Origin of the sequence: Rossellomorea pakistanensis, from assembly GCF_016908495.1 — a bacterium.
GTDB lineage: Bacteria > Bacillota > Bacilli > Bacillales > Bacillaceae_B > Rossellomorea > Rossellomorea pakistanensis.
Window position 1 is genome coordinate 900,444 of sequence record NZ_JAFBDZ010000001.1, and the last position, 20,139, is coordinate 920,582.

Consider the following 20,139-nt stretch of genomic DNA (forward strand, 5'->3'; position numbering starts at 1 on the left):
AAATATCTTTGTTCTTACTTATTAAGCATAAGAATGAAGTCCTGCAATAACAAGGTTAACAAATATTAAATTGAACATGATAATAATGAATCCAATAACTGCTAACCATGCAGATTTTTCTCCATGCCATCCCTTTGAAAGCCTTAGGTGCAGGAAGGCAGCATAGAATAGAAATGTAATCAATGCCCAAACTTCTTTAGGATCCCAGCCCCAGAAACGAGTCCATGCTATTTGTGCCCAAATCATTGCAAAGATTAATGCTCCAAGGGTAAATACCGGGAAACCAATTAATACAGAGCGATAGCCGACTTCATCTATGAGGTCGAGGTTTACATTTTTCACAAGTGGTTGCAGTATTTGTGAAATTCGTTTTCTTACAATGAGTCTGATTAGGATATATAAAATAGAACCGACTGCAAATGACCAAATCACAGTATTGAGTTTTTTAGCATTAATAATCGCAGGCATTTCTGCTAGAGGCTCAAATGCTCCTTCTGTCTGAATCACACCTTCATTTGGACCGACAATGGCTGGCAATGCATATTCAGAGACCGCTTCCTGGTCATCTTTATTAATATATTGGAACTTTGTTTCATAATCTGCAAGTGAAAAAGATGTAGTTATAAAGACAAAACCAATAACAACCACCATTCCATACATAATTGCTTCTAACCAAAAGGATTGTTTTGAAGATTTTTCGTGATTCACACTTTTTAAAAGATAGATAATTCCAGCAACAAAGGAAATCGATAATATAGCCTGTCCAGCAGCTGCTGTTGTTACATGAATTTTAAGCCAGTCACTTTGAAGTGCGGGAATAAGCGGACTGATTTCTGTCGGAAACATACTTGCATAGGCAATAATAATAATAGCCACTGGTAGAGCGAAAACTCCTAATACTGTGGAACGATATAGGAAGTAAATAATAATAAATGCTCCTACAAGCATCATTCCGAAAAAGGTTGTAAATTCGAATAGATTACTAACTGGTGCATGTCCCGCAGCAATCCACCTCGTAATAAAATATCCTAATTGTGCAACAAATCCAACGATGGTAAGAGTCATTGCGATTTTTTCCCATCTATTAGTCGGAGCGTTTGCTTTCTTATTCGCCTTAATAGAACCCCCAAAGAATAGGGTGGCAATTAGATAAAGCACAAATGCAATATATAAAAAGTTACTACTCCATTGAGCCATGTCCGTCATATGGATTCCTCCTTATCCTTCTTTTTGTTGTTGATCACTTGGTATTATTAAGTTCGTTCCATCTAATACATACTCAATTTCTTTTTTTAAACCATGCCAATTTTTATTTGTATGACCAGCAACAAGTACTTGTTCATTGACGCGACGAATCCATATACGTCGATGATTCCAATAAGATCCTTGAATAACACCAATCATAAAGATGGCTCCACCTATTCCAAGTATCCAAAGAGTTAAATCTTTACGAACTGTTAATGCTGAAACATCTCTCGTTTCAATACCTGCAAACGACATTTTATATTCATTCTCTCCTAAAGGCTCTAGATTCTTGCGAATCCCGACAAAACTAATTTCACCTTCAGGTTTCTCAGGTGAGAACATCTTAAATAGAAATGCTGGATTATTTGGAACGGGTGATTTAGTTTGGGGCTCACCTTTATCATCAAAACCAGAAAAATCCGGGTAATAGCCCATTAACTCTATTTTGTATTGGTTATCTAGTTTATAGGTTTCTTTTGGGTTAAATAAATCTACAGTTATTTTACCAAAATCTTTGCCAGATTCCTTATTTGTCAAGTTAAATGACATCGATTTAAATTCATCTAATTTATAGCTTGTTTGATAAACTGCATAATCATCAAATTTAAGAGGATGATTGACCTGTATATCTTCTTCTTTCATTTTCTTAAACTCGTTATCTTGACCAGCTACTTTTTTATCTTCACTTCTATATAGAACAACATCTGATTGATAATTTTTTGCTACTGTACCATTTTCTTCAATAGCCTTATTGAACACTTCATTAGATTTATCATACGTCTCTAATGTAAAGTTTTTATTTTCTAAATAATACTCTTGTTTTGTTCCTGGAATGGCCTTCGTTTCTCCTTCACGAATCCAAAGGACCTCATCCACATACATCCCCGGAACAAAGCGAAGCATCCCACCAAATAAGAAAATAATAAGTCCAATATGATTTACGTAAGGACCCCAACGAGAAAACCGAGCCTTTTCAGCTAAAAGATTCCCGTCCTCTTCACGAACACGATACCTTTTGTCTTTCATTTTTTTCTTAAGTAATTCAATGGTTTCTTCACTATTTTCTACAGTCGTTTCACTAAAATATCTTTGTCGTCTTAAAAATCCATCGTGTCTAGAAACCTTTTGCTTTTTAAGGGCACGATAAAGTGGAATAACCCTATCAAGACTACAGATCACCAATGAAATTCCGATGGAGGCAATTAATAGTAAGTACCACCAAGAACCATAGAGATCATGGAATCCTAGTCGATAATAAATCTCACCAAACCAACCATATGCATCGGCATAATATTGTTCTGGCTGTACTGTGTTTGGAATATACATCTCCTGGGGCAAAATTGTACCTACTGCCGAAGCAATAAGTGTAACAACAATAAGCCATACCCCTACCTTTACAGAAGAGAAAAAATTCCAAACCTTATCTATGACAGATTTATTATAAGTTTGTGATCGACGGGCACTGCCTTCATATCTCATATCGTGGAGCTTTTTGCTGTTAGCTTCCTCCGTCAAGGCTCTACCACAAGATTCACAAAGGATTGTTCCAATTGGGTTTATATGCCCACATTCACATTTAATCTCTTTCATAATAAAACTCCTTAATTAAGGTTTAATACTCTCCATAAATTGCTCAATGTCTTTTTCTGACATAGAACCTGTGATAATCTTTGTGATTTCCCCTTCTGGATTAATTAGAAAGGTAGTTGGCAATGGCTTGATACCATAAGCATTTTGAACATCCTTTTCCTTATCAACCACAACAGGGAAGGTTAACTGATGCTCCTCTATAAACTTATTAATTTGAAAATCAGATTCGCCAACATTTACAGCAATAACATTTACACCTTGGTCCTTAAATTTCTGAGACTGATTTTCCATGTATGGCATTTCTTTTTCACAAGGCTTGCACCATGTTCCCCAGAAATTAAGGAATACACCTTCACCTTTATAATCAGATAGGCGATGAGTATCACCATTCATATCTGTTAATACAAAATCGGGTGCCTGATCCCCTTTTTCTAAGGTTCCTCTTTCACCTTTAGTAAAGTTCGCATATAACGTATAAATTACGGCTGAAGCTAAAACGATTAAAATAATTGTTCTTATCAGCAGACGGCGTTTCTTTTTATTCATTATCTCTTCTGCCTCCTTACAAGAAATCGTAAACAAAACCTATATGTAGAAATGAAGAAGGGACAACACGCTTGTCCCTTTACACCTTGGCTATTAAACCAACTTTATTATAACATCTATCACTTTATTCACAGTAATGATTATTGAAGGATATGTGACAGTTTAGAGGGCTGATCTATTCGAGTTTAGTTATGGATAGCCATTGGAAATACAGGCATATTGCCGATTTCCAAATTTTAAAGTTCAGCATTCATAATAATCAACTAGTAAGAGCCTTCTATAAAGGCAGCTTAGTTAGATTTTCCTGTTTCGGCAAGTGCTCTTAACTGCTTTACCTCATGTGGAGTTAACTCCCTTGCCTCACCTGCATTTAAACCTTGAAGAGTTAGAAAGGCAAATCGTTCTCGTTTAAGTTTTTGTACAGGAAAACCAATTGCTTCAAACATCCTTCTAACTTGGCGGTTTCGCCCTTCATGAATCGTAATTTCAATGATCGATTTGTTTTGCTTTTTATCAATACTTAATGCCTTTATCTTGGCCGGGGCTGTTTTACCATCTTCTAACTGTATTCCCCTTTCAAGCTCCCTAAGCTTAGCTTTTGGTGGAATTCCCTTTAATCTTGCCACATAAGTCTTATCAATTTCATAACGTGGATGCATGAGCATATTGGCAAAATCACCATCGTTTGTTAGTAATAAAATTCCTGAAGTTTCATAATCAAGTCTACCTACTGGATAGATTCGCTCATTGATCTCATGAAAAAAATCAGTGACTACCTTGCGGTTTTTATCATCTGAAGCAGCCGAAATGACGCCTCTTGGCTTATATAATAAATAATAAACCTTATTTTCTCTCTCAATTTGGACACCGTTTACTTCAATTCGATCAGAACCCCCAACTTTTGTCCCTAATTCTTTCGTCGTTTGACCATTCACTTTAACTTTCCCTTCAAGTATTAATTCTTCCGCTTTTCGTCTTGAAGCCACACCCGCATGAGCTATGACTTTTTGTAATCGTTCCATCTATTCCACCTCTTCGGTTTTCTTTTTTAACCAAACTGAATTATTACACAGATTATTGCAAATGCATAGACTGAATACTTCTATTCATTATTGACTCTTAAACACATAATCTTACTCCTATTTATCATACCAAACAAAAAAAGCCGAACAAAATGCTCAGGCTTTTAAATACGAGTCTATAAATTGATTCCCTTTACCGTCTATGAAAACATTACGGTAACCACAACAATCGCCGCGATAATTCCAACTAAATCAGCCAATAATCCCACTTTAAGTGCATCGCCCATTCTCTTGATTCCAACTGCGCCAAAGTAAACAGTTAATACATAAAGAGTGGTATCTGTACTACCTTGAATAACAGAGGCCAACCTCCCAATAAAGGAATCTGGACCATGGACTGCAATAAGGTCGCTTACCATTCCTAAAGCAGCTGTTCCTGAGATTGGTCGAATAACCGCCAATGGAACTACCTCTACAGGAACACCTATAGCAGTTAGAGCAGGTCTTAATAATTCAACAAAAAAATCTAATGCCCCTGATGCTCTAAATATCGTAATAGCCACAAGCATTCCGATTAAAAACGGGATAATGGAAACAGCAATTTTGATCCCTTCTTTCCCACCTTCTACAAAGCTTTCATAGGTAGGTACTTTTTTATATGTTCCGTATAATAGGATGACTCCAATCATCACAGGGATAATCCATAATGAGATCATTGAAATAAATTGCATCTTATCTCACTCCATTACGTGTTCGTCTGTAGTGAAAATAGCGATCAATGAATATGGCTGCAATCGTAGATATAAGGGTTGCAAGAATGGCTGGACCCACTATTTCAGTAGGAGAGGCAGAGTCATAATTCATTCTTATGGCAATTACTGTCGTTGGAATAATCGTAATACTGGAGGTATTAATAGCAAGAAATGTAATCATCGAACGACTAGCTTCCGTTTTACCGCCATTTAACTCTTTTAACTGTTCCATCGCTTTTATTCCCAGTGGGGTTGCCGCATTCCCTAAACCAAACATATTGGCCATCATATTTGAAAGGATGTATCCCATTGCTGGATGATGATCGGGGATATCAGGAAACAGTTTCTTTACCAATGGACGAAATAGAGATGAGAGTCTATCTAAAAGTCCTGAATCCTGAGCAATCTTCATCATCCCTAGCCAAAAAACTAATATACTAATCAATCCGATACAAAGGGTTACGGCATCATTAGCTGACTGGAAAATCGCTTCATTCACTTCTTTCATTTTTCCGTTTACTACAGCGAAGATCAATCCGATTATAGTCATTCCTACCCAAATAATATTAACCATGATCTTTCACGCCTAAAGTGGAAGCGAATAAGCGTTTCCAGCTAGTCCACCAACTTCTCTCTTTTCGTTCTTGATTCTTCATAAAATATAAGGGAACCCTGTCCACTTCCCGTTCCTCTAAATATATAATGGCATTTCCAACAATATTTGGTGCATTATTTTCCTCTAACCATTCTTTCTTCGGCTTCATTAATTTGTATTCAATGCGTACGTCCTTCTCTTCGTCGTCTTTCAATGACAAAAGTACATCTCTTTTAACCGTAAGGCGGCCTTTATACACCTCGTTTTCGATAGAATCCAACTTCCCCTTTGGCAGAACTATAGTAGAATCGAAATGTTTAAATCCATATTCAAACATCTGGATATGATCATTCCAATCATCCGGGCCATTCAGAGTGACAGAGATTAAATCATCTCCCCCTTTGGAAGCCGTTGAGACTAGCGTTCGCTTTGCTCTTTTTGTATACCCTGTTTTTCCGCCAGTACTATACTTATATAATTCGGTTAATAGACGATTTTTGTTCTTCCATTTTCGATCCCATTCACTTTCTGGGTCAGGAGCTGTGTGCACTTTTGTACCTGCGATTTCTCTGTATTTATCAAGCTCCATAGCATACTTTGTTAACAAAGCCATGTCGTATGCTGAAGAATAGTGGTTTTCATGATCATCCAAACCATGTGGATTTTCAAAATGCGAATTCACCATCCCTATTTCCTCTGCTTTTTTATTCATGAGGTACACAAAGCCATCCAGACTACCACCAACATGTTCTGCAATCGCAACGGCTGAATCATTTCCTGACCGAAGCATTAAACCATATACTAAATCCTCTAACTTTACTTTTTCTCCCGGTTTTAAATAGAGTGAAGATCCTTCTGTCCCAGATGCTAAATCACTTATTTTCACCATTTCATTAAGCTTTCCTGATTCAACCGCCAATACAGCCGTCATAATTTTTGTAATACTTGCAATTCTGCTTTTAGTGTGAGCATCTTTTTCATATAAAACTCTTCCAGTATCCCCATCCATAAGAATGGCTCTTTGGGCACTTACAGACGGGCTTGCCTTTACACTCTCAGTAAAAAGTGAGAAAAAGACAGTTACTAGAACGATATATATGTAGATTTTCCTCCCCCTTGTTTTCAAAACGATCTACTCCTTTAGTAAAGCAAGTGTTTGTACAAGTTTATGCTGGACAAGGGTAGATATGAATGAAATTTAGAAAAGCGGAAGCTCAAATGAACTGCCATTATTGTTGTAGATTCCGGTACCCCTCTTTTTTCTTTATTACTATAGAAAAAAGAGGTTGAATCGGCAGGAAATCCCTCCTCTTCAACCTCATTCTGATTAGTTCTTAGATTGGATCATCTTCGTACGAAAATCGGTCTCATAGTATTCTAATTCTTCACGAATCGTGTGAAAATCTCCCTCGACTTCTTGCATAAGCTTCATAATACTTGCAGGAGGCTCCTGTCTAAACTTTATGGCATTTTCACCTGTGTATGCAGATCGGCTATCTTCATACCAGAGATCATATCTTGGTGAAAAAAATTCATCTATACATTGATGATATACTTTATATAAGGTTTTTTCTGCTGCCCCTTTTATAAATGGTTCGTTTTGAACAACAACCAAGCAGGCATCCAATCCTTCTTCACAATAAACTAATAGTCTTCTAATATTTGAGAGTAAACCTTCGTAATACGCCTGATCTCCCTTTTTCTCTTTTAAAAGCTTGTCAATAGTGGTTTGATTCAAATAAGATTCAATTCTATGGACTGAACTTTCTAAAAAAGCAAGAACTTCTTCCACCTGAGATTTAACGATTAAGTTACTCATGTAACCCCTCCATTACCATCTTTTTGTATGTAGGCTTCTAGTTTATTTACCCTCTTGTTACCTTGTAAAACCCTTCATATTATTGAAAATTCAGAAAATAAAACCTAGAAAAGAAGATTGCTTTTATTAGCAATAGGAGGAACATTCTCATCACTACCATACGTCTTGTAATAATAAATTATTCCTATTCCTTCTATTTTAGCAAAATTCATTCCTATGATAATTTTACCATATTATCATGTATTCGTATCTAACGTTTGTTGAAACTTCTCAAAAAACAAATCAGCATCTTCCTCCATTGATTCTTCATCAATGTTTTCTGGTAAGGGTGGTAATTCATTTACATTTTTTAAACCAAAATAATCAAGAAACTCTTTCGTAGTTCCATATAATATCGCTCTTCCTGTACCTTCTGCCCGGCCTATTTCTTTAATTAAGCCTTTTGATACCAATGTTTGAAGAGGTCTTTCTGTTTTCACCCCTCTGATCTCTTCCATTTCCACACGAGTTATCGGCTGTTTGTAGGCAACAATGGCCAACGTTTCGAGAGCTGCTTGAGATAATGAATTAACGTTAGGTGATTCGACTAACTTTTTTAAAAATGGAGCATGCTCTTTTTTGGTAACAAGCTGATAGGTTCCTGCAAGTTCGATGATCGTAATTCCTCTACTCTGATTTTGCTCAAACTCATTTCTTAATTCCATTATTACGTCAAGGGCCTTATGTTCATCAAGCTCAAGTACAGCACAGACCTGTTTCATGGAGAGGCCTTCATCTCCAGCTGCAAATAATAGACTTTCAAGTATACCATTCCATTTAGTAGCTTCCAATAAGTCCAACCTCCTCTGCTGTCTGAACATAAATTTCTTCAAAATTTTGTTCTTGATCTACGATGATTTTACTTCTCTTCATGAGCTCTAATACAGCCAAAAAGCTTACAACAATATGTTCACGATCCTCATATGGAAAAAGTGAAGAAAAAGGTTTTCTTTGCTTTGACTTTTTTAACAAATCTACAATTTCATCCATTCTCTGTTCAATCGGTATTTCTTGACGTGATATTTTTGTTGACATTGGTTTCTGGATTTTTTTTCTTCTTAGTAACTTATGGAAAGCCCCTAACATATCATATACCGTAACATTTGGGTCGAGTCGTTCATTTACTTGCTCATCAGTATACTGGGACAAATCACTAGGTGGCTTCGTATACATTTTCCCGCGGTCTTCTTCACGCTGTTTTAATTCTTGAGCGGCTTCTTTATATTTACGGTATTCTATAAGGCGCTCTACCAACTCATCACGAGGGTCTTCTTCTTCAAATTCAATTTCTTGGTTATCAAACTCTTCTTCATGTTTTGGAAGGAGCATTTTACTTTTGATAGCAAGTAATGTAGCAGCCATTACTAAATATTCACTAGCTATATCAAGCTCCAACACTTTCATTGTGTGGATATACAATAGGTATTGCTCTGTAATTTCAGATACCGGGATATCGTAAATATCAATCTCCAATGAATTTATTAAGTGAAGAAGTAAATCTAAAGGGCCTTCAAAGGCATCAATTTTCACATTATATTCCATTTTTATCACCAATTCTTAAAATCAGTCCTATATTGACTACCTACTAGTATAGTGGATTCAGGAGTATTCTCCAATAGTAATCTATTAACTCTTCTGTTAGAAAGCCGAAATGAAGAACTCTTTATTTTGATTCGTTTCAACCGATTGTGATAAACTGAACAAAAGGAGGAGAGTTCTGCAATGAATTATCCTGATGAATATATCCAATTTTTAATTCATTTTCATGGTGATCGAGATTATTTTGAGTGTCATGAAGTTTTAGAGGAATATTGGAAAAGAGTAGATAGAGGAAACAGGGAGTCGATATGGGTTGGACTCATTCAATTAGCAGTTGCTCTCTATCATTACAGACGGGGAAATATAAAAGGTGCCTATCGAACGCTAACTAAAAGTTTAGCGATTCTTTCATCTAAACCTAAAACCCTCAATCAAATAGGCTTAGACGAAAAGATGGTCATAAACCAAGTTAAAGAACTTAGGCTCTCTATAGAAAAAGAACTTCCCTATGTAAGCATTAACCTTGCCATCGTCGATCAAGATTTGATTAACCTCTGTCAAAATAAATGTACGGAGAATGGGTATACGTGGTGTAATAAGAGTGATCTATTAAACACAGACTTAATCAACCGTCATTCACTAAGAGATCGAACAGACGTCATAACAGCTAGAAAAAAAGCATTAGAACTTAAAAAAATAAAACAAAGTGCCAGAAACCACAAGTCCAACTAAAAGGTTCTGTCCAAAAGAAGATCTGAAACCACAACGTTTGTCCTAATAAGAAGATGATTTTGAATCGTTTCTTCCCTAAATGAGTTGTGGTTTCTGACAATTTGATTTTGGAATTTCCCCTTTATTGCTTGTGGTGACTGACACACAGGTATTGATCTTATTCTAACTCATTCTCACATTTCTCAAAAAATGATGCAGTATATTCATTAGGTTTTAATGATTTGTCAGAGTGAATCTCTTTTAAAGAACGAATCATTGACTTTCCTATTCCTTCATGTCGATGTGAAGGATTTACAGAAATATGTTGAATTTCAATGTCTTCATTGTCAATCACTACTCCAACCAGACCGATTATATCTTCTTCTTTCCACAAGAATAATTGCCAATTATCCTCAGTCTCGTATTGTTTAATCGTCTGTTGAAGCTTTTTTAAATCCTTTTCATTTGGCATAAAAGACAATAAGCCCATTGCAATTTTTTCAAAGGCTTTTTTATAACGTATAAGCATAAGAAACCCCTCGTTAGTATTCGCGCATCATGCACGTATTATTCAACATTGTAGGCAAAATTAGTAAAATATAAACATTCTGTTATAACCGATTATTATCATACTAAATCTCTCAGAAACAATCAACAAATGGACTTAGGCGATAAAGAACCAGTAAATCAACCCCCACCCTATTGCGATAACACCTAAAATAACGAACAAAAGCTTATTATTTTTCTCCATTCTCAAATCTCCTCGTGAATAAATCAAATCCCTTTTACATTTTAAGTGATATTCTTGGAAGTTGAAACCTTTAAATCAAATAAAGAGTTCAACCTAGTCTTTCGATCTAGGCCAAACTCACTAAAATTCATTCTAGTTATTATACGGAAGATCTAATTTCACAAGATCCTCATATGTTTCTTTTCTAATGACCAATTTTGCTTCTCCATTTTCCACAAAAATCACTGCGGGTCTCGGTAAACGATTATAGTTATTCGCCATCGAGTATCCATATGCACCAGTACAGAAAACAGCCAAAATATCTCCTTCGGAAGCTTCTGCAATTGGTAAATCCCAAATGAGCATGTCGCCTGACTCACAGCACTTTCCTGCTATTGAAACCGTTTCATTGATAGGCTGATTGATGCGATTCGCTATAACTGCTTCATATTTAGCATCATAAAGGGCAGGACGAATATTATCACTCATTCCACCATCTATGGCTAAGTACTTCCTTATATTTGGAACTTCTTTACTCGACCCGACCGTATATAAGGTAGTACCCGCATCACCAACTAGTGATCTTCCAGGTTCAATCCAAATTTCTGGCATCGTAAGATTTAAGTGTTCTACTTGTTTTTTTACTTCTCGAATGATTTCTTCTACATACTGTGCAGGTTCGATAGGATCATCGTCCTCTGTATAACGAATTCCAAAGCCACCGCCAAGGTTCAAAACGGATGGACTGTAGCCATATTGCTCTTTCCAGGATGAAAGCTTTTCCATTATTTTTTTTGCCGCTAATACAAAGCCTGTTGTCTCAAATATTTGTGATCCAATATGACAGTGTAATCCTAATACATTCAAATATCTCGAGTCTTTTGCCATTAATAATGCTTCTTCCGCCTGACCACCCGCTAGGTCAAATCCAAATTTTGAATCCTCTTGACCTGTTAAAATATAATCGTGAGTGTGAGCTTCAATTCCTGGCGTGACGCGGATTAGTATATCAATATTTTGTTTGTATTCTTCTGTAAGCTTCATTAATGTATGTAGTTCAAGAAAATTGTCTACAACAATACAACCAATTTCATGTTCTAGTGCCATCCGTAGTTCAGATTCACTTTTGTTATTCCCATGGAAATGGATACGTTCCCTTGGGTATCCAGCTTTAATGGCTGTATATAGTTCTCCACCAGATACGACATCAAGAGATAATCCTTCCATTTTCATTAGCTCAAAGATCGCCACTGAAGAGAACGCTTTACTTGCATACGCAACCTGTGCTTGAACTCCAAGCTTCTCAAAGGTTTGTTTAAATCCTCTAGCTCGTTCTTTAATTAATGCGACATCATAGACATAAAGTGGCGTCCCATATTCTTTTGCTAACTCTACTACATCGACTCCACCAATTTCTAAATGGTCCTTTTCGTTGATTTTGGCCGTTCCGTAAAAGTGCATTAAAATTCCCCTCATTCCTGAAAAAACTTTACTCCTTTATCAATTAAAAGTAAATTTATCATAGAATGAAGGGGTATGCAATATTATCGTGATTTGGCTGGTTGTTTATGCCGATTTCTTGGTTTAACAATACTTGGACGGATATGTGATGACGGAACAGATCTCCTTACCAGGATCTCTATGAATGCTCTCGGGTTAAATGGAATGAATGGCCATAAATAAGGTGTATTAAGAGAGCGAACACATACCAAAGCCAGCACATATAAAGTCGAAGCAATGACTAATCCAGGAATATGGAATAGGGCAACCACTCCAAGAAGAATCAATCGAACAATTTTATTCGCTACACTTAACTCATAACTTGGAGTAGAAAAGGTTCCGATAGCGGCAACTGCGACATATAAAATAACCTCTGGAACAAAAAGACCTACATCAATCGCAATTTGCCCGATTAATACAGCTGCAATTAAACCCATTGCTGTAGATAAAGGAGTAGGTGTGTGTATGGCGGCTATTCGTAAGAACTCTATCCCCATATCAGCTAGGAAAATTTGAATGATAACGGGGACATTCGTTTCTTCATTCGGACCCACGAAGGCAATCTTTTCAGGTAATAAAGAGGGATCTAATACAAATAAATACCATAGTGGTAATAAGAATAGAGATGCTATCACCCCAATAAATCTTGCCCATCTGACAAAGGTTCCAACTGTAGGAGATTGGCGATATTCTTCTGCATGTTGCAAATGATGAAAATAAGTCGTAGGAGTGATAATAACACTCGGCGAAGTATCTACAAAAATTAGGACGTGCCCTTCTAATAAATGGGTTGCAGCGACATCTGCCCTCTCTGTATATCGAACCAATGGATACGGATTATACCCTTGCCTAACAAGAAATTCTTCTACCGATTTATCCGCCATTGTCAAACCATCAATTTTTATCGTCTTCAGTTCTTTTTTGATCGTCTCTATTAGGGCAGGGTTTGCGACATCTTTCATATAAGCAATCGAAATGTCTGTTTTTGAACGTTCCCCAATACGAAAAATTTCAAAACGAAGTCTTCCATCTCTTATCCTTCTACGGGTTAATGCCGTATTGACGATAATATTCTCTACATAACCATCACGAGATCCACGAACGACTTTTTCGGTATCAGGTTCTGAAGGCTGTCTTCCAGGGTAGCTCCTGACATCGACAATAAGGGCTTTATCTTCGCCTTCTACAACAAAAGCGATGAGCCCTGATAATACTTCATCGATTACGTCTTCAACCGTTTCAACAGGCTCAACAGACTGATGAACAATACGATTGCGAATGATATCATAGAGGTGTGTCGAAAGCCGTTCATTATCGTTGATTTCAACTAATTCTTCGACAATATCTAATATAAATTGAGTATCACATAATCCATTAACATAGTAAAAATGAACATCTTTCTTTAAAATCTTTAATTTCCTAACTCCTAGATCAAAACTTTCATCTAATCCAATCCTTGTGACCATAATCTCTTCAAGCTTCTTCAGGTCTTTGGGAATCCGGGTATCTTTATCATCCTTTGTCGTCAAAATAACCACTCCTTTCTAAGATCAACTCTACTGCCTGTTTAGTAATAGGTGCCCCTTTGGAAAAGTCATCTCTTTTGGCCATCTTTCCAATGTCTCCAATTCCGACAATGATCGGTACCTCTAATTGATCTAAGCAATAGACGGTATCTCCATTCATTCTGCCGATTTCCATTTCAGGTACTCCAAATTTATCAACCCCATACGGTGTTAATTCTCCAAACTTGTCGATACAAACATCTACTCTTGTCCATTCGGCTTGCCTTGTTCTCGCTGCTACTGCAATGATTCCTAATACATTGATATCTTCATGTCTTGCAACAAATTTTAAAGCTGTCTCGCCAGCACCTTCTCCTAAATATCCACTATCATCAAACATCACAAAAACGGGATCACTTTTAGCTTTTTTAATAAGTTTTACAATTTGCAAACCTGTTAAAACAGAAGGGTTCCCATGTGAGTTAGAAATACAGCGGCCACCGTATTCCTTAGCCACACTTTCTACAGCCTTTCTAGCGTATTCATCTCCATCCGTTATTAAAATAACGTCCCGTTTCTTATCCATATAAGAATCCCTTTCTGTTTTCAGTGTAGGTTTACGAAGTATAACCAATGGAAAAGTGATCCAACTATTTTCCCTAATACGATTGCCATTAATAGCGTGATAATCTGTTCATTTACTCCAATCCTTTTTGTTAAGATCGGTAAGACATTTAGGACCTCTGTTAATGCTGCTGCAAGCATTCCAAAAAACACACCTGTCAATAAGCCAATTGGAATAAGGATATAGGGACTCCAGTGAAATGTGAAATTATTTAAACTCATTAAACTCCCCGATAAAGCTCCAATTACAACAGCCCATTCATATTGATAAATCATCTTCATTGTTTTCGTTAATTGAGTCAGCCTCGGTATAATTCCAAGCACTGTAAGAAACGCGACAAACCCAGATCCAACAGCCAGTCCTCCAGCAAGACCTACTAACATGGTCAGGATGACACTAATGATCATCTAGTTGCTTCATACTTTCCTTGTTCTCATGCATAACGACATAATGATCAAGATCCTGCTGGTAATTAAACATTTCAACCTCTAATGGACTCGGTTCTTCATTAATTCTCTTCTTAAATACATGATTAAAAAATAAAATCATCCCTAGACCCAAACCAAATGAATAAGGGATTTGAAATAACAATGGATGTTCATCAACATTTCCGGTCACAACTGTGTAAAGCCTTTGATGAACCTCCCTCATACTCACATCCTCATGAAAATTCATGATGGCAAGAGAAGCACCAACAAATAATAAAACCCAAACCCCGATAAAAAGCGGGAGAGAGACTTTTTTACTTTCATAGATGACTTCTACAATTGTCTGAGGTGGTCCGATTGTTTGAACATCTATCCCCTTAGTGACTTCAGTAATTTTTTCAATTACTTTCATAACATCAATTACAATGATGTTTTTATCCTGTTTGGTAACATTATAAAGTGGGAGACGATTCATTTTCTGTAAGTACTGTTCTGGAGCAATTATTTGGGCAATGTCTTCAAGTACAATGACACTATCTAACCTTGCTTGTACACGGTGTCTTAACCTGATATACATTGAACTTTCCGTCACATTCATTCACTTCCTGAACATTATGGATTTTCCTCCTCGTATATGTAGTATGGATTTAAGACAAAATTTTCATAAAGGCAATTAATGTTAATAACAGCTTTGATGGCTTTTTGATGCCAGGTATATGTTGATGCTTTGTGTAAGTACATTTCAGCTTTTTTATGCATGATATAATTTCTCTTAAAAATCGGTTTCAAAAGAGTTTATGAAGACAGAGAAGCCTAGAAAGAAGAATGGATGGTGTTCAATGATTTCTTTTTACCGTGTTAGACTATGGCGGTATCTAAAGTGGCCATTCTTACCTAAAAAAAAATCCATATAATCAAATGTTTTGCACACATCCTGAGGCTGATTCATTCGTTAAAATAAAAAAGAATGGAGCCCTATGTAAGGTCCATTCTTTCTTTCATGTTCTTTAATATTTTCTTTTCTAGCCGTGATACTTGTACCTGGGATATACCGAGTCGATCCGCTACTTCTGATTGGGTTTTATCTTTATAATACCTTAAATAGACAATGAGTCTTTCTCGGTCATCCAATTCACGGATCGCTTCCTTCAGAGCAATTTTATCAAACCATTTGTTATCCGTTTGATCTGCGATTTGATCTAGGAGTGTAATGGGATCACCATCATTTTCGTATACTGTTTCATGAATGGATGAGGGTGCCCTGCTTGCTTCCTGAGCCATAATAATTTCTTCAGGTGTCAGTTCAAGATGTTCAGCAAGTTCATTGATTGTTGGGACCCTTCCCAACTTTTTCGACAATTCATCTTTCGTTTTACGAATTCGATTGCCCATTTCCTTTAAAGAACGACTAACCTTTACGGTTCCATCATCGCGAATAAACCTTTGTATCTCTCCAATAATCATCGGGACTGCATAAGTAGAAAATTTCACATCGTAGGATAGATCAAATTTATCTACAGATTTAAGTAGTCCTATGCTGCCAATTTGAAAGAGATCATCTGGTTCATAGCCTCGATTTAAAAAACGTTGAACAACAGACCAGACAAGTCTCATGTTTTTTTGCACAATTAAATCCCGTGCATCTTGATCTCCATTCTGGCTCTTTTGAATAAGCTCCTTTACTTCATGGTCTTTTAAGAAGCTTTGCTGCTCTTTATTATTTTTCAGTTCCACATCCATCGGCACGACTCCTTAATTGCATAGCGCTTTACTTTTGGCCAAATGCTTCTTTAGACGTACAATGGTGCCTGTACCTGGTTGTGATTGAATCTCAACGTCATCCATAAAATTCTCCATAATGGTAAAGCCCATACCTGATCGTTCTAGCTCCGGTTTTGTCGTAAATAAAGGCTGGCGCGCTTCTTCTACGTCGTTAATTCCTATTCCATCATCTTTAATGGTTAAATCGATTAATCCTTCTTCCATAAGGACGGAGATATAAACAATTCCTGAAGGGTTATTATCGTACCCATGGATAATCGCATTCGTTACAGCCTCAGATACAACTGTTTTAATTTCTGTTAATTCATCCATGGTAGGGTCTAATTGGGCAATAAACGCAGCTACCGTTACACGTGCAAATGATTCATTTTGGCTGAGAGCACTGAATTGGATATTCATTTCATTTCTCATTTATGCTACCCCCAAACTTTGTAATGCGTATTCTTCTGACGTCTCTAATCGAAGGATTTTAAACAATCCTGACATTTCAAACAATCGCTTTACTGCTGGGGATATTGCACATACAACCATTTCACCGTGCTTTTGTTTAATTTGTTTGTACCGGCCTAAGATGACACCTAATCCAGAGCTGTCCATAAACCCTAACTCTTCAAGATTTAATACGATGTGTTTAATTCCATTCTCTTCAATGACATTTGACACTTTTTCCCGTAATTGTTCTGCCGTATGATGATCCAACTCTCCACTTAAGCGAACACATAAAACATCTTTCTTCACTTCTAAATTAATTGAAAGACTCACTACAGATAAGCCTCCTTTTTTTATCGTATAGTGAGTCATTCTATATGTTTAGGAAAGATTCCTTCATGGTGACAAAACTAGAAGAAATTCGGCATAATTAGCAAAAATATTTAAGGAGAATCCACTTTTGTAAACATACCGAATGATCTTTTATACAATTCCCACCAACCTGCTTCTGGTACAGATTTTTTTGCTACTAGTGGGGTTTCCGATAAAACTTTTCCACTTTTTTCAATAACCACTTCGCCTATTTCGTCTCCTTTTTTAATTGGAGCTCTTAAATCGTCATCCAGTGTAATTTTTTTCTCGATGTCATCAAGTTTTTCCCCTTTTTTTGTAAGGAGGGAAATCGGTTCATCTGTAATGGCTTCCACTTTTTCCATCTTCCCTTTTGACACCTGTGTTTTCCCTAAAGTTTGTCCTTTATCATACAATGGCTTTGTTTGATATTGACTAAATGCATAATCTAGCATTTTACTTACTTCTGCATTTCGATCTTTTGATGACTTTAGACCGAATACTACTGCAACAACCCTCATATCATTCTTTTTAGCTGTAGCGGTTAAACAGTATTTTGCTTCGCTTGTGAAGCCTGTTTTTAACCCATCCACCCCAGGATAAAAGCGAACTAATTTATTTGTATTGACTAGCCAAAACTTTTTATCTGAGTCTTCTCTTAAATAAGATTCATACATGCCAGTATATTTTGTGATTTTTTCATACTTTAATAGCTCTTTTGCCATCATACCCATATCATAGGCTGAGCTATAGTGGTCTTTAGCTGGAAGTCCTGTTGGGTTTTGAAATTTCGTATCTTTCAAACCTAATTCTTTAACTTTTTGATTCATTTTATCCACAAAAGCTTGTTCACTTCCTGAAATATGTTCTGCCATTGCAACAGAAGCATCATTGGCAGAACCAATGGATATGCCCTTAAGCATCTCCTTGACCGTCATTTCTTCTCCTGTTTCAAGAAAAATTTGGGATCCTCCCATCGAAGCAGCATATTCACTTGTTCTCACTTTGTCGTCCCAGTTAATTTGTCCCTTATCGAGAGCCTCCATGATTAAAATCATTGTCATAATTTTGGTCATAGAAGCGGGAGCAAGTTTTTCATGACTATTTTTATCATATAAGACTGCCCCTGTGTCCCGTTCAATCAAGATTGCGGATTTTGCTCCGTTTGCAAGCTCTGATTTATTTCCCTCTGCAGAAGCCAATGGTGTTAATAGAGATGATATTAAAGCCATAAATAATAGGATTGATAACACTCTTTTCATTGATAGACCTCCATTCAATCTAAATAAAATCAATCTACATAGCACCATTTTTTCCATTTTCATCGTTTTTATACAGTTATTCCCTTTGATTTCCTTTATTTATTGGAATGGGAAATAACTTCTGGATATAGTTTTACTGTTTTCAAAATTGAATACGTTGTTTGAGGAAGGATGGGGTTATACAAACTTGATATCGTTGATTGAGGAAATTTGAAATAGATGCCGTGTATTCAGGCTCGGGTTAAATAACAACATTCATTACGAAAAGAACTTTTAGAAAAGAGCCAAAAACGAAATTGTTATACCGTAAAAAAGCTGACCCCTTCATCATCAATGGGGTCAGCCTTATTAAATCTATTCTGTTATTTCTCCATGAATGAGTGTTGGAGCTACTACGTTTTCTTTTGAAAGACTAATGCTCTCATAAAGCTTTTCTTTTACCTTTTCAATATCTTCTTGATTACTGTGGATGGTAACTAATGATTCACCTTGTTTTACGAAATCACCCATTTTTTTTCGGAGCTCAAGCCCAACTGCTAGATCGATTTGAGATTCTTTTGTTGCACGTCCTGCCCCTAGCCACATTGCGGCTGTTCCTACAGCATCAGCAACGATTTCAGATACGTATCCTTCTTCTTTTGCAGGTAGTTCTACTACATATTTAGCTTTTGGTAGTGTGTCTGGATCGTCAACGACAGATGCATCTCCACCTTGTGATTGTAAGAACGTTTTAAACGATTTGAGTGCAGAGCCATTTTTAATTGCTTCTTCTAACTTTTGTCTTGCTTCTTCTAAAGTTGATGCTTTGTTAGCTAGATAAACCATATGACTTCCAAGGGCTAAACAAAGATCTGTTAAGTCTTTTGGACCTTCTCCTCGAAGTGTGTCAATGGCCTCCTTCACTTCAAGTGCATTTCCGATTGCAAATCCTAAAGGTTGACTCATATCTGAGATGACTGCCATCGTTTTACGTCCAACATTATTCCCGATGTTGACCATCGCTTGAGCTAGTGCCTTTGAATCGTCCAAGCTCTTCATGAAAGCCCCGGCACCAGTTTTCACATCAAGAACAATGGCATCCGCACCTGCTGCGATTTTTTTGCTCATGATTGAACTTGCAATCAGCGGAATGCTGTTTACAGTCGCTGTAACATCACGAAGAGAATATAATTTCTTATCTGCTGGTGTTAGATTACCGCTTTGACCAATTACAGCAAGTTTATTTTCATTTACTAGGCGAATGAATTCTTCATTCTCAATCTCAACATGGAAGCCAGGAACTGCTTCTAATTTATCGATTGTTCCACCTGTATGACCTAATCCACGTCCGCTCATTTTCGCCACTGGAACACCCACTGCAGCTACTAGTGGACCTAGGACGAGTGTAGTTGTATCACCGACTCCACCTGTAGAGTGTTTATCCACCTTTATCCCCTCAATGGCTGTGAGGTCAATTTGATCACCTGACTCCACCATTGCCATCGTTAAATCGGCTCTTTCTTTTTCGGTCATTCCTTGGAAGAAGATAGCCATTGTTAATGCACTAACTTGGTAATCGGGGATTGATCCATCTGTGTAACCATTAATAATATATTGTATTTCTTCTGTGTTCAGTTCCTTGCCATCTCTCTTTTTTTCAATTAGGTCTACCATTCTCATTACATTCACC

At 36.8% G+C, this 20,139-nt stretch carries 22 protein-coding genes; 1 reads left to right on the forward strand and 21 read right to left on the reverse strand.

What is annotated here, in order from left to right:
• Window positions 1-21: 21 nt before the first annotated feature.
• The 10 genes from ccsB to JOC86_RS04545 all read right to left on the reverse strand — a co-directional run bounded on the left by ccsB (window position 22) and on the right by JOC86_RS04545 (window position 9,150).
• Window positions 22-1,197, reverse strand: a complete 1,176-nt coding sequence (ccsB, locus tag JOC86_RS04500; protein ID WP_205170078.1) for a c-type cytochrome biogenesis protein CcsB — start codon at window positions 1,195-1,197, stop codon at window positions 22-24.
• 21 nt (window positions 1,198-1,218) lie between these two features.
• Window positions 1,219-2,835, reverse strand: a complete 1,617-nt coding sequence (resB, locus tag JOC86_RS04505; RefSeq protein ID WP_205168560.1) for a cytochrome c biogenesis protein ResB — start codon at window positions 2,833-2,835, stop codon at window positions 1,219-1,221.
• Between the two features lie 15 nt (window positions 2,836-2,850).
• Complete coding sequence (gene resA, locus JOC86_RS04510; protein ID WP_205168561.1) at window positions 2,851-3,381, reverse strand: thiol-disulfide oxidoreductase ResA; 531 nt, start codon at window positions 3,379-3,381, stop codon at window positions 2,851-2,853.
• Window positions 3,382-3,671: 290 nt separating this feature from the next.
• Window positions 3,672-4,403 (reverse strand): 23S rRNA pseudouridine(2605) synthase RluB, encoded by a 732-nt coding sequence (gene rluB, locus JOC86_RS04515; protein ID WP_205168562.1) that lies wholly within the window; start codon window positions 4,401-4,403, stop codon window positions 3,672-3,674.
• Window positions 4,404-4,603: 200 nt separating this feature from the next.
• On the reverse strand, window positions 4,604-5,134 hold the full coding sequence (locus tag JOC86_RS04520) for a spore maturation protein (RefSeq protein WP_205168563.1): 531 nt from the start codon (window positions 5,132-5,134) through the stop codon (window positions 4,604-4,606).
• 1 nt (window position 5,135) lies between these two features.
• Complete coding sequence (locus JOC86_RS04525; protein ID WP_205168564.1) at window positions 5,136-5,729, reverse strand: nucleoside recognition domain-containing protein; 594 nt, start codon at window positions 5,727-5,729, stop codon at window positions 5,136-5,138.
• Entirely contained in the window at window positions 5,722-6,876 is a 1,155-nt protein-coding gene (locus tag JOC86_RS04530; protein WP_205168565.1) for a D-alanyl-D-alanine carboxypeptidase family protein, read from the reverse strand. The genes JOC86_RS04525 and JOC86_RS04530 overlap by 8 nt, the downstream gene beginning before the upstream one ends.
• A 201-nt stretch (window positions 6,877-7,077) precedes the next feature.
• Window positions 7,078-7,569: a YpuI family protein gene (locus tag JOC86_RS04535; protein ID WP_205168566.1), complete on the reverse strand. Its 492-nt coding sequence runs from the start codon at window positions 7,567-7,569 to the stop codon at window positions 7,078-7,080.
• Window positions 7,570-7,805: 236 nt separating this feature from the next.
• Window positions 7,806-8,399 (reverse strand): SMC-Scp complex subunit ScpB, encoded by a 594-nt coding sequence (gene scpB / locus JOC86_RS04540; protein WP_205168567.1) that lies wholly within the window; start codon window positions 8,397-8,399, stop codon window positions 7,806-7,808.
• A complete protein-coding gene (locus tag JOC86_RS04545; RefSeq protein WP_205168568.1) occupies window positions 8,386-9,150 on the reverse strand; it encodes a segregation/condensation protein A in 765 nt (254 codons plus the stop codon). Before JOC86_RS04545 ends, scpB begins: the two co-directional genes overlap by 14 nt.
• Window positions 9,151-9,330: 180 nt before the next feature.
• On the opposite strand from JOC86_RS04545, the gene JOC86_RS04550 reads away from it, so the two are divergent.
• A complete protein-coding gene (locus JOC86_RS04550) occupies window positions 9,331-9,879 on the forward strand; it encodes a DUF309 domain-containing protein (protein WP_205168569.1) in 549 nt (182 codons plus the stop codon).
• Window positions 9,880-10,036: 157 nt separating this feature from the next.
• Here the strand turns inward: JOC86_RS04550 and JOC86_RS04555 are convergent, their stop codons facing one another.
• The 11 genes from JOC86_RS04555 to JOC86_RS04605 all read right to left on the reverse strand — a co-directional run bounded on the left by JOC86_RS04555 (window position 10,037) and on the right by JOC86_RS04605 (window position 20,129).
• Window positions 10,037-10,387: a GNAT family N-acetyltransferase gene (locus JOC86_RS04555; protein ID WP_205168570.1), complete on the reverse strand. Its 351-nt coding sequence runs from the start codon at window positions 10,385-10,387 to the stop codon at window positions 10,037-10,039.
• Between the two features lie 354 nt (window positions 10,388-10,741).
• Complete coding sequence (gene lysA / locus JOC86_RS04560; protein ID WP_205168571.1) at window positions 10,742-12,049, reverse strand: diaminopimelate decarboxylase; 1,308 nt, start codon at window positions 12,047-12,049, stop codon at window positions 10,742-10,744.
• 83 nt (window positions 12,050-12,132) lie between these two features.
• Entirely contained in the window at window positions 12,133-13,554 is a 1,422-nt protein-coding gene (locus JOC86_RS04565) for a spore germination protein (protein ID WP_205170080.1), read from the reverse strand.
• A 46-nt stretch (window positions 13,555-13,600) separates the two neighbouring features.
• Window positions 13,601-14,179, reverse strand: a complete 579-nt coding sequence (gene spoVAEA, locus JOC86_RS04570; protein ID WP_205168572.1) for a stage V sporulation protein SpoVABEA — start codon at window positions 14,177-14,179, stop codon at window positions 13,601-13,603.
• Between the two features lie 20 nt (window positions 14,180-14,199).
• The gene (locus JOC86_RS04575) at window positions 14,200-14,625 is read right to left on the reverse strand and encodes a stage V sporulation protein AB (RefSeq protein ID WP_205168573.1); all 426 of its coding nucleotides are present in this window, start codon (window positions 14,623-14,625) and stop codon (window positions 14,200-14,202) included.
• Entirely contained in the window at window positions 14,615-15,244 is a 630-nt protein-coding gene (locus tag JOC86_RS04580; protein ID WP_205168574.1) for a stage V sporulation protein AA, read from the reverse strand. The genes JOC86_RS04575 and JOC86_RS04580 overlap by 11 nt, the downstream gene beginning before the upstream one ends.
• Window positions 15,245-15,621: 377 nt before the next feature.
• Window positions 15,622-16,386 carry an RNA polymerase sporulation sigma factor SigF gene (gene sigF / locus JOC86_RS04585; protein WP_205168575.1) on the reverse strand — a complete coding sequence of 255 codons (765 nt, stop codon included), beginning with the start codon at window positions 16,384-16,386 and terminating at the stop codon, window positions 15,622-15,624.
• A 12-nt stretch (window positions 16,387-16,398) separates the two neighbouring features.
• Window positions 16,399-16,839: an anti-sigma F factor gene (spoIIAB, locus tag JOC86_RS04590; RefSeq protein ID WP_205168576.1), complete on the reverse strand. Its 441-nt coding sequence runs from the start codon at window positions 16,837-16,839 to the stop codon at window positions 16,399-16,401.
• Window positions 16,840-17,190 (reverse strand): anti-sigma F factor antagonist, encoded by a 351-nt coding sequence (spoIIAA, locus tag JOC86_RS04595; RefSeq protein WP_205168577.1) that lies wholly within the window; start codon window positions 17,188-17,190, stop codon window positions 16,840-16,842.
• A 110-nt stretch (window positions 17,191-17,300) separates the two neighbouring features.
• Window positions 17,301-18,470, reverse strand: coding sequence for a D-alanyl-D-alanine carboxypeptidase family protein (locus tag JOC86_RS04600; protein ID WP_205168578.1), 1,170 nt, complete (start codon window positions 18,468-18,470; stop codon window positions 17,301-17,303).
• 354 nt (window positions 18,471-18,824) lie between these two features.
• A complete protein-coding gene (locus tag JOC86_RS04605) occupies window positions 18,825-20,129 on the reverse strand; it encodes a pyrimidine-nucleoside phosphorylase (RefSeq protein WP_205168579.1) in 1,305 nt (434 codons plus the stop codon).
• Window positions 20,130-20,139: the final 10 nt, after the last annotated feature.

What these genes read in the sequence shown, in the direction of transcription:
- ccsB (WP_205170078.1), bottom strand. Translation starts at nt 1,197, where the DNA reads ATGGCTCAATGGAGTAGTAACTTTTTATATATTGCATTTGTGCTTTAT.
- resB (WP_205168560.1), bottom strand. Translation starts at nt 2,835, where the DNA reads ATGAAAGAGATTAAATGTGAATGTGGGCATATAAACCCAATTGGAACA.
- resA (WP_205168561.1), bottom strand. Translation starts at nt 3,381, where the DNA reads ATGAATAAAAAGAAACGCCGTCTGCTGATAAGAACAATTATTTTAATC.
- rluB (WP_205168562.1), bottom strand. Translation starts at nt 4,403, where the DNA reads ATGGAACGATTACAAAAAGTCATAGCTCATGCGGGTGTGGCTTCAAGA.
- JOC86_RS04520 (WP_205168563.1), bottom strand. Translation starts at nt 5,134, where the DNA reads ATGCAATTTATTTCAATGATCTCATTATGGATTATCCCTGTGATGATT.
- JOC86_RS04525 (WP_205168564.1), bottom strand. Translation starts at nt 5,729, where the DNA reads ATGGTTAATATTATTTGGGTAGGAATGACTATAATCGGATTGATCTTC.
- JOC86_RS04535 (WP_205168566.1), bottom strand. Translation starts at nt 7,569, where the DNA reads ATGAGTAACTTAATCGTTAAATCTCAGGTGGAAGAAGTTCTTGCTTTT.
- JOC86_RS04545 (WP_205168568.1), bottom strand. Translation starts at nt 9,150, where the DNA reads ATGGAATATAATGTGAAAATTGATGCCTTTGAAGGCCCTTTAGATTTA.
- JOC86_RS04550 (WP_205168569.1), top strand. Translation starts at nt 9,331, where the DNA reads ATGAATTATCCTGATGAATATATCCAATTTTTAATTCATTTTCATGGT.
- JOC86_RS04555 (WP_205168570.1), bottom strand. Translation starts at nt 10,387, where the DNA reads ATGCTTATACGTTATAAAAAAGCCTTTGAAAAAATTGCAATGGGCTTA.
- lysA (WP_205168571.1), bottom strand. Translation starts at nt 12,049, where the DNA reads ATGCACTTTTACGGAACGGCCAAAATCAACGAAAAGGACCATTTAGAA.
- JOC86_RS04565 (WP_205170080.1), bottom strand. Translation starts at nt 13,554, where the DNA reads ATGGTCACAAGGATTGGATTAGATGAAAGTTTTGATCTAGGAGTTAGG.
- spoVAEA (WP_205168572.1), bottom strand. Translation starts at nt 14,179, where the DNA reads ATGGATAAGAAACGGGACGTTATTTTAATAACGGATGGAGATGAATAC.
- JOC86_RS04575 (WP_205168573.1), bottom strand. Translation starts at nt 14,625, where the DNA reads ATGATCATTAGTGTCATCCTGACCATGTTAGTAGGTCTTGCTGGAGGA.
- JOC86_RS04580 (WP_205168574.1), bottom strand. Translation starts at nt 15,244, where the DNA reads ATGAATGTGACGGAAAGTTCAATGTATATCAGGTTAAGACACCGTGTA.
- sigF (WP_205168575.1), bottom strand. Translation starts at nt 16,386, where the DNA reads ATGGATGTGGAACTGAAAAATAATAAAGAGCAGCAAAGCTTCTTAAAA.
- spoIIAB (WP_205168576.1), bottom strand. Translation starts at nt 16,839, where the DNA reads ATGAGAAATGAAATGAATATCCAATTCAGTGCTCTCAGCCAAAATGAA.
- JOC86_RS04600 (WP_205168578.1), bottom strand. Translation starts at nt 18,470, where the DNA reads ATGAAAAGAGTGTTATCAATCCTATTATTTATGGCTTTAATATCATCT.
- JOC86_RS04605 (WP_205168579.1), bottom strand. Translation starts at nt 20,129, where the DNA reads ATGAGAATGGTAGACCTAATTGAAAAAAAGAGAGATGGCAAGGAACTG.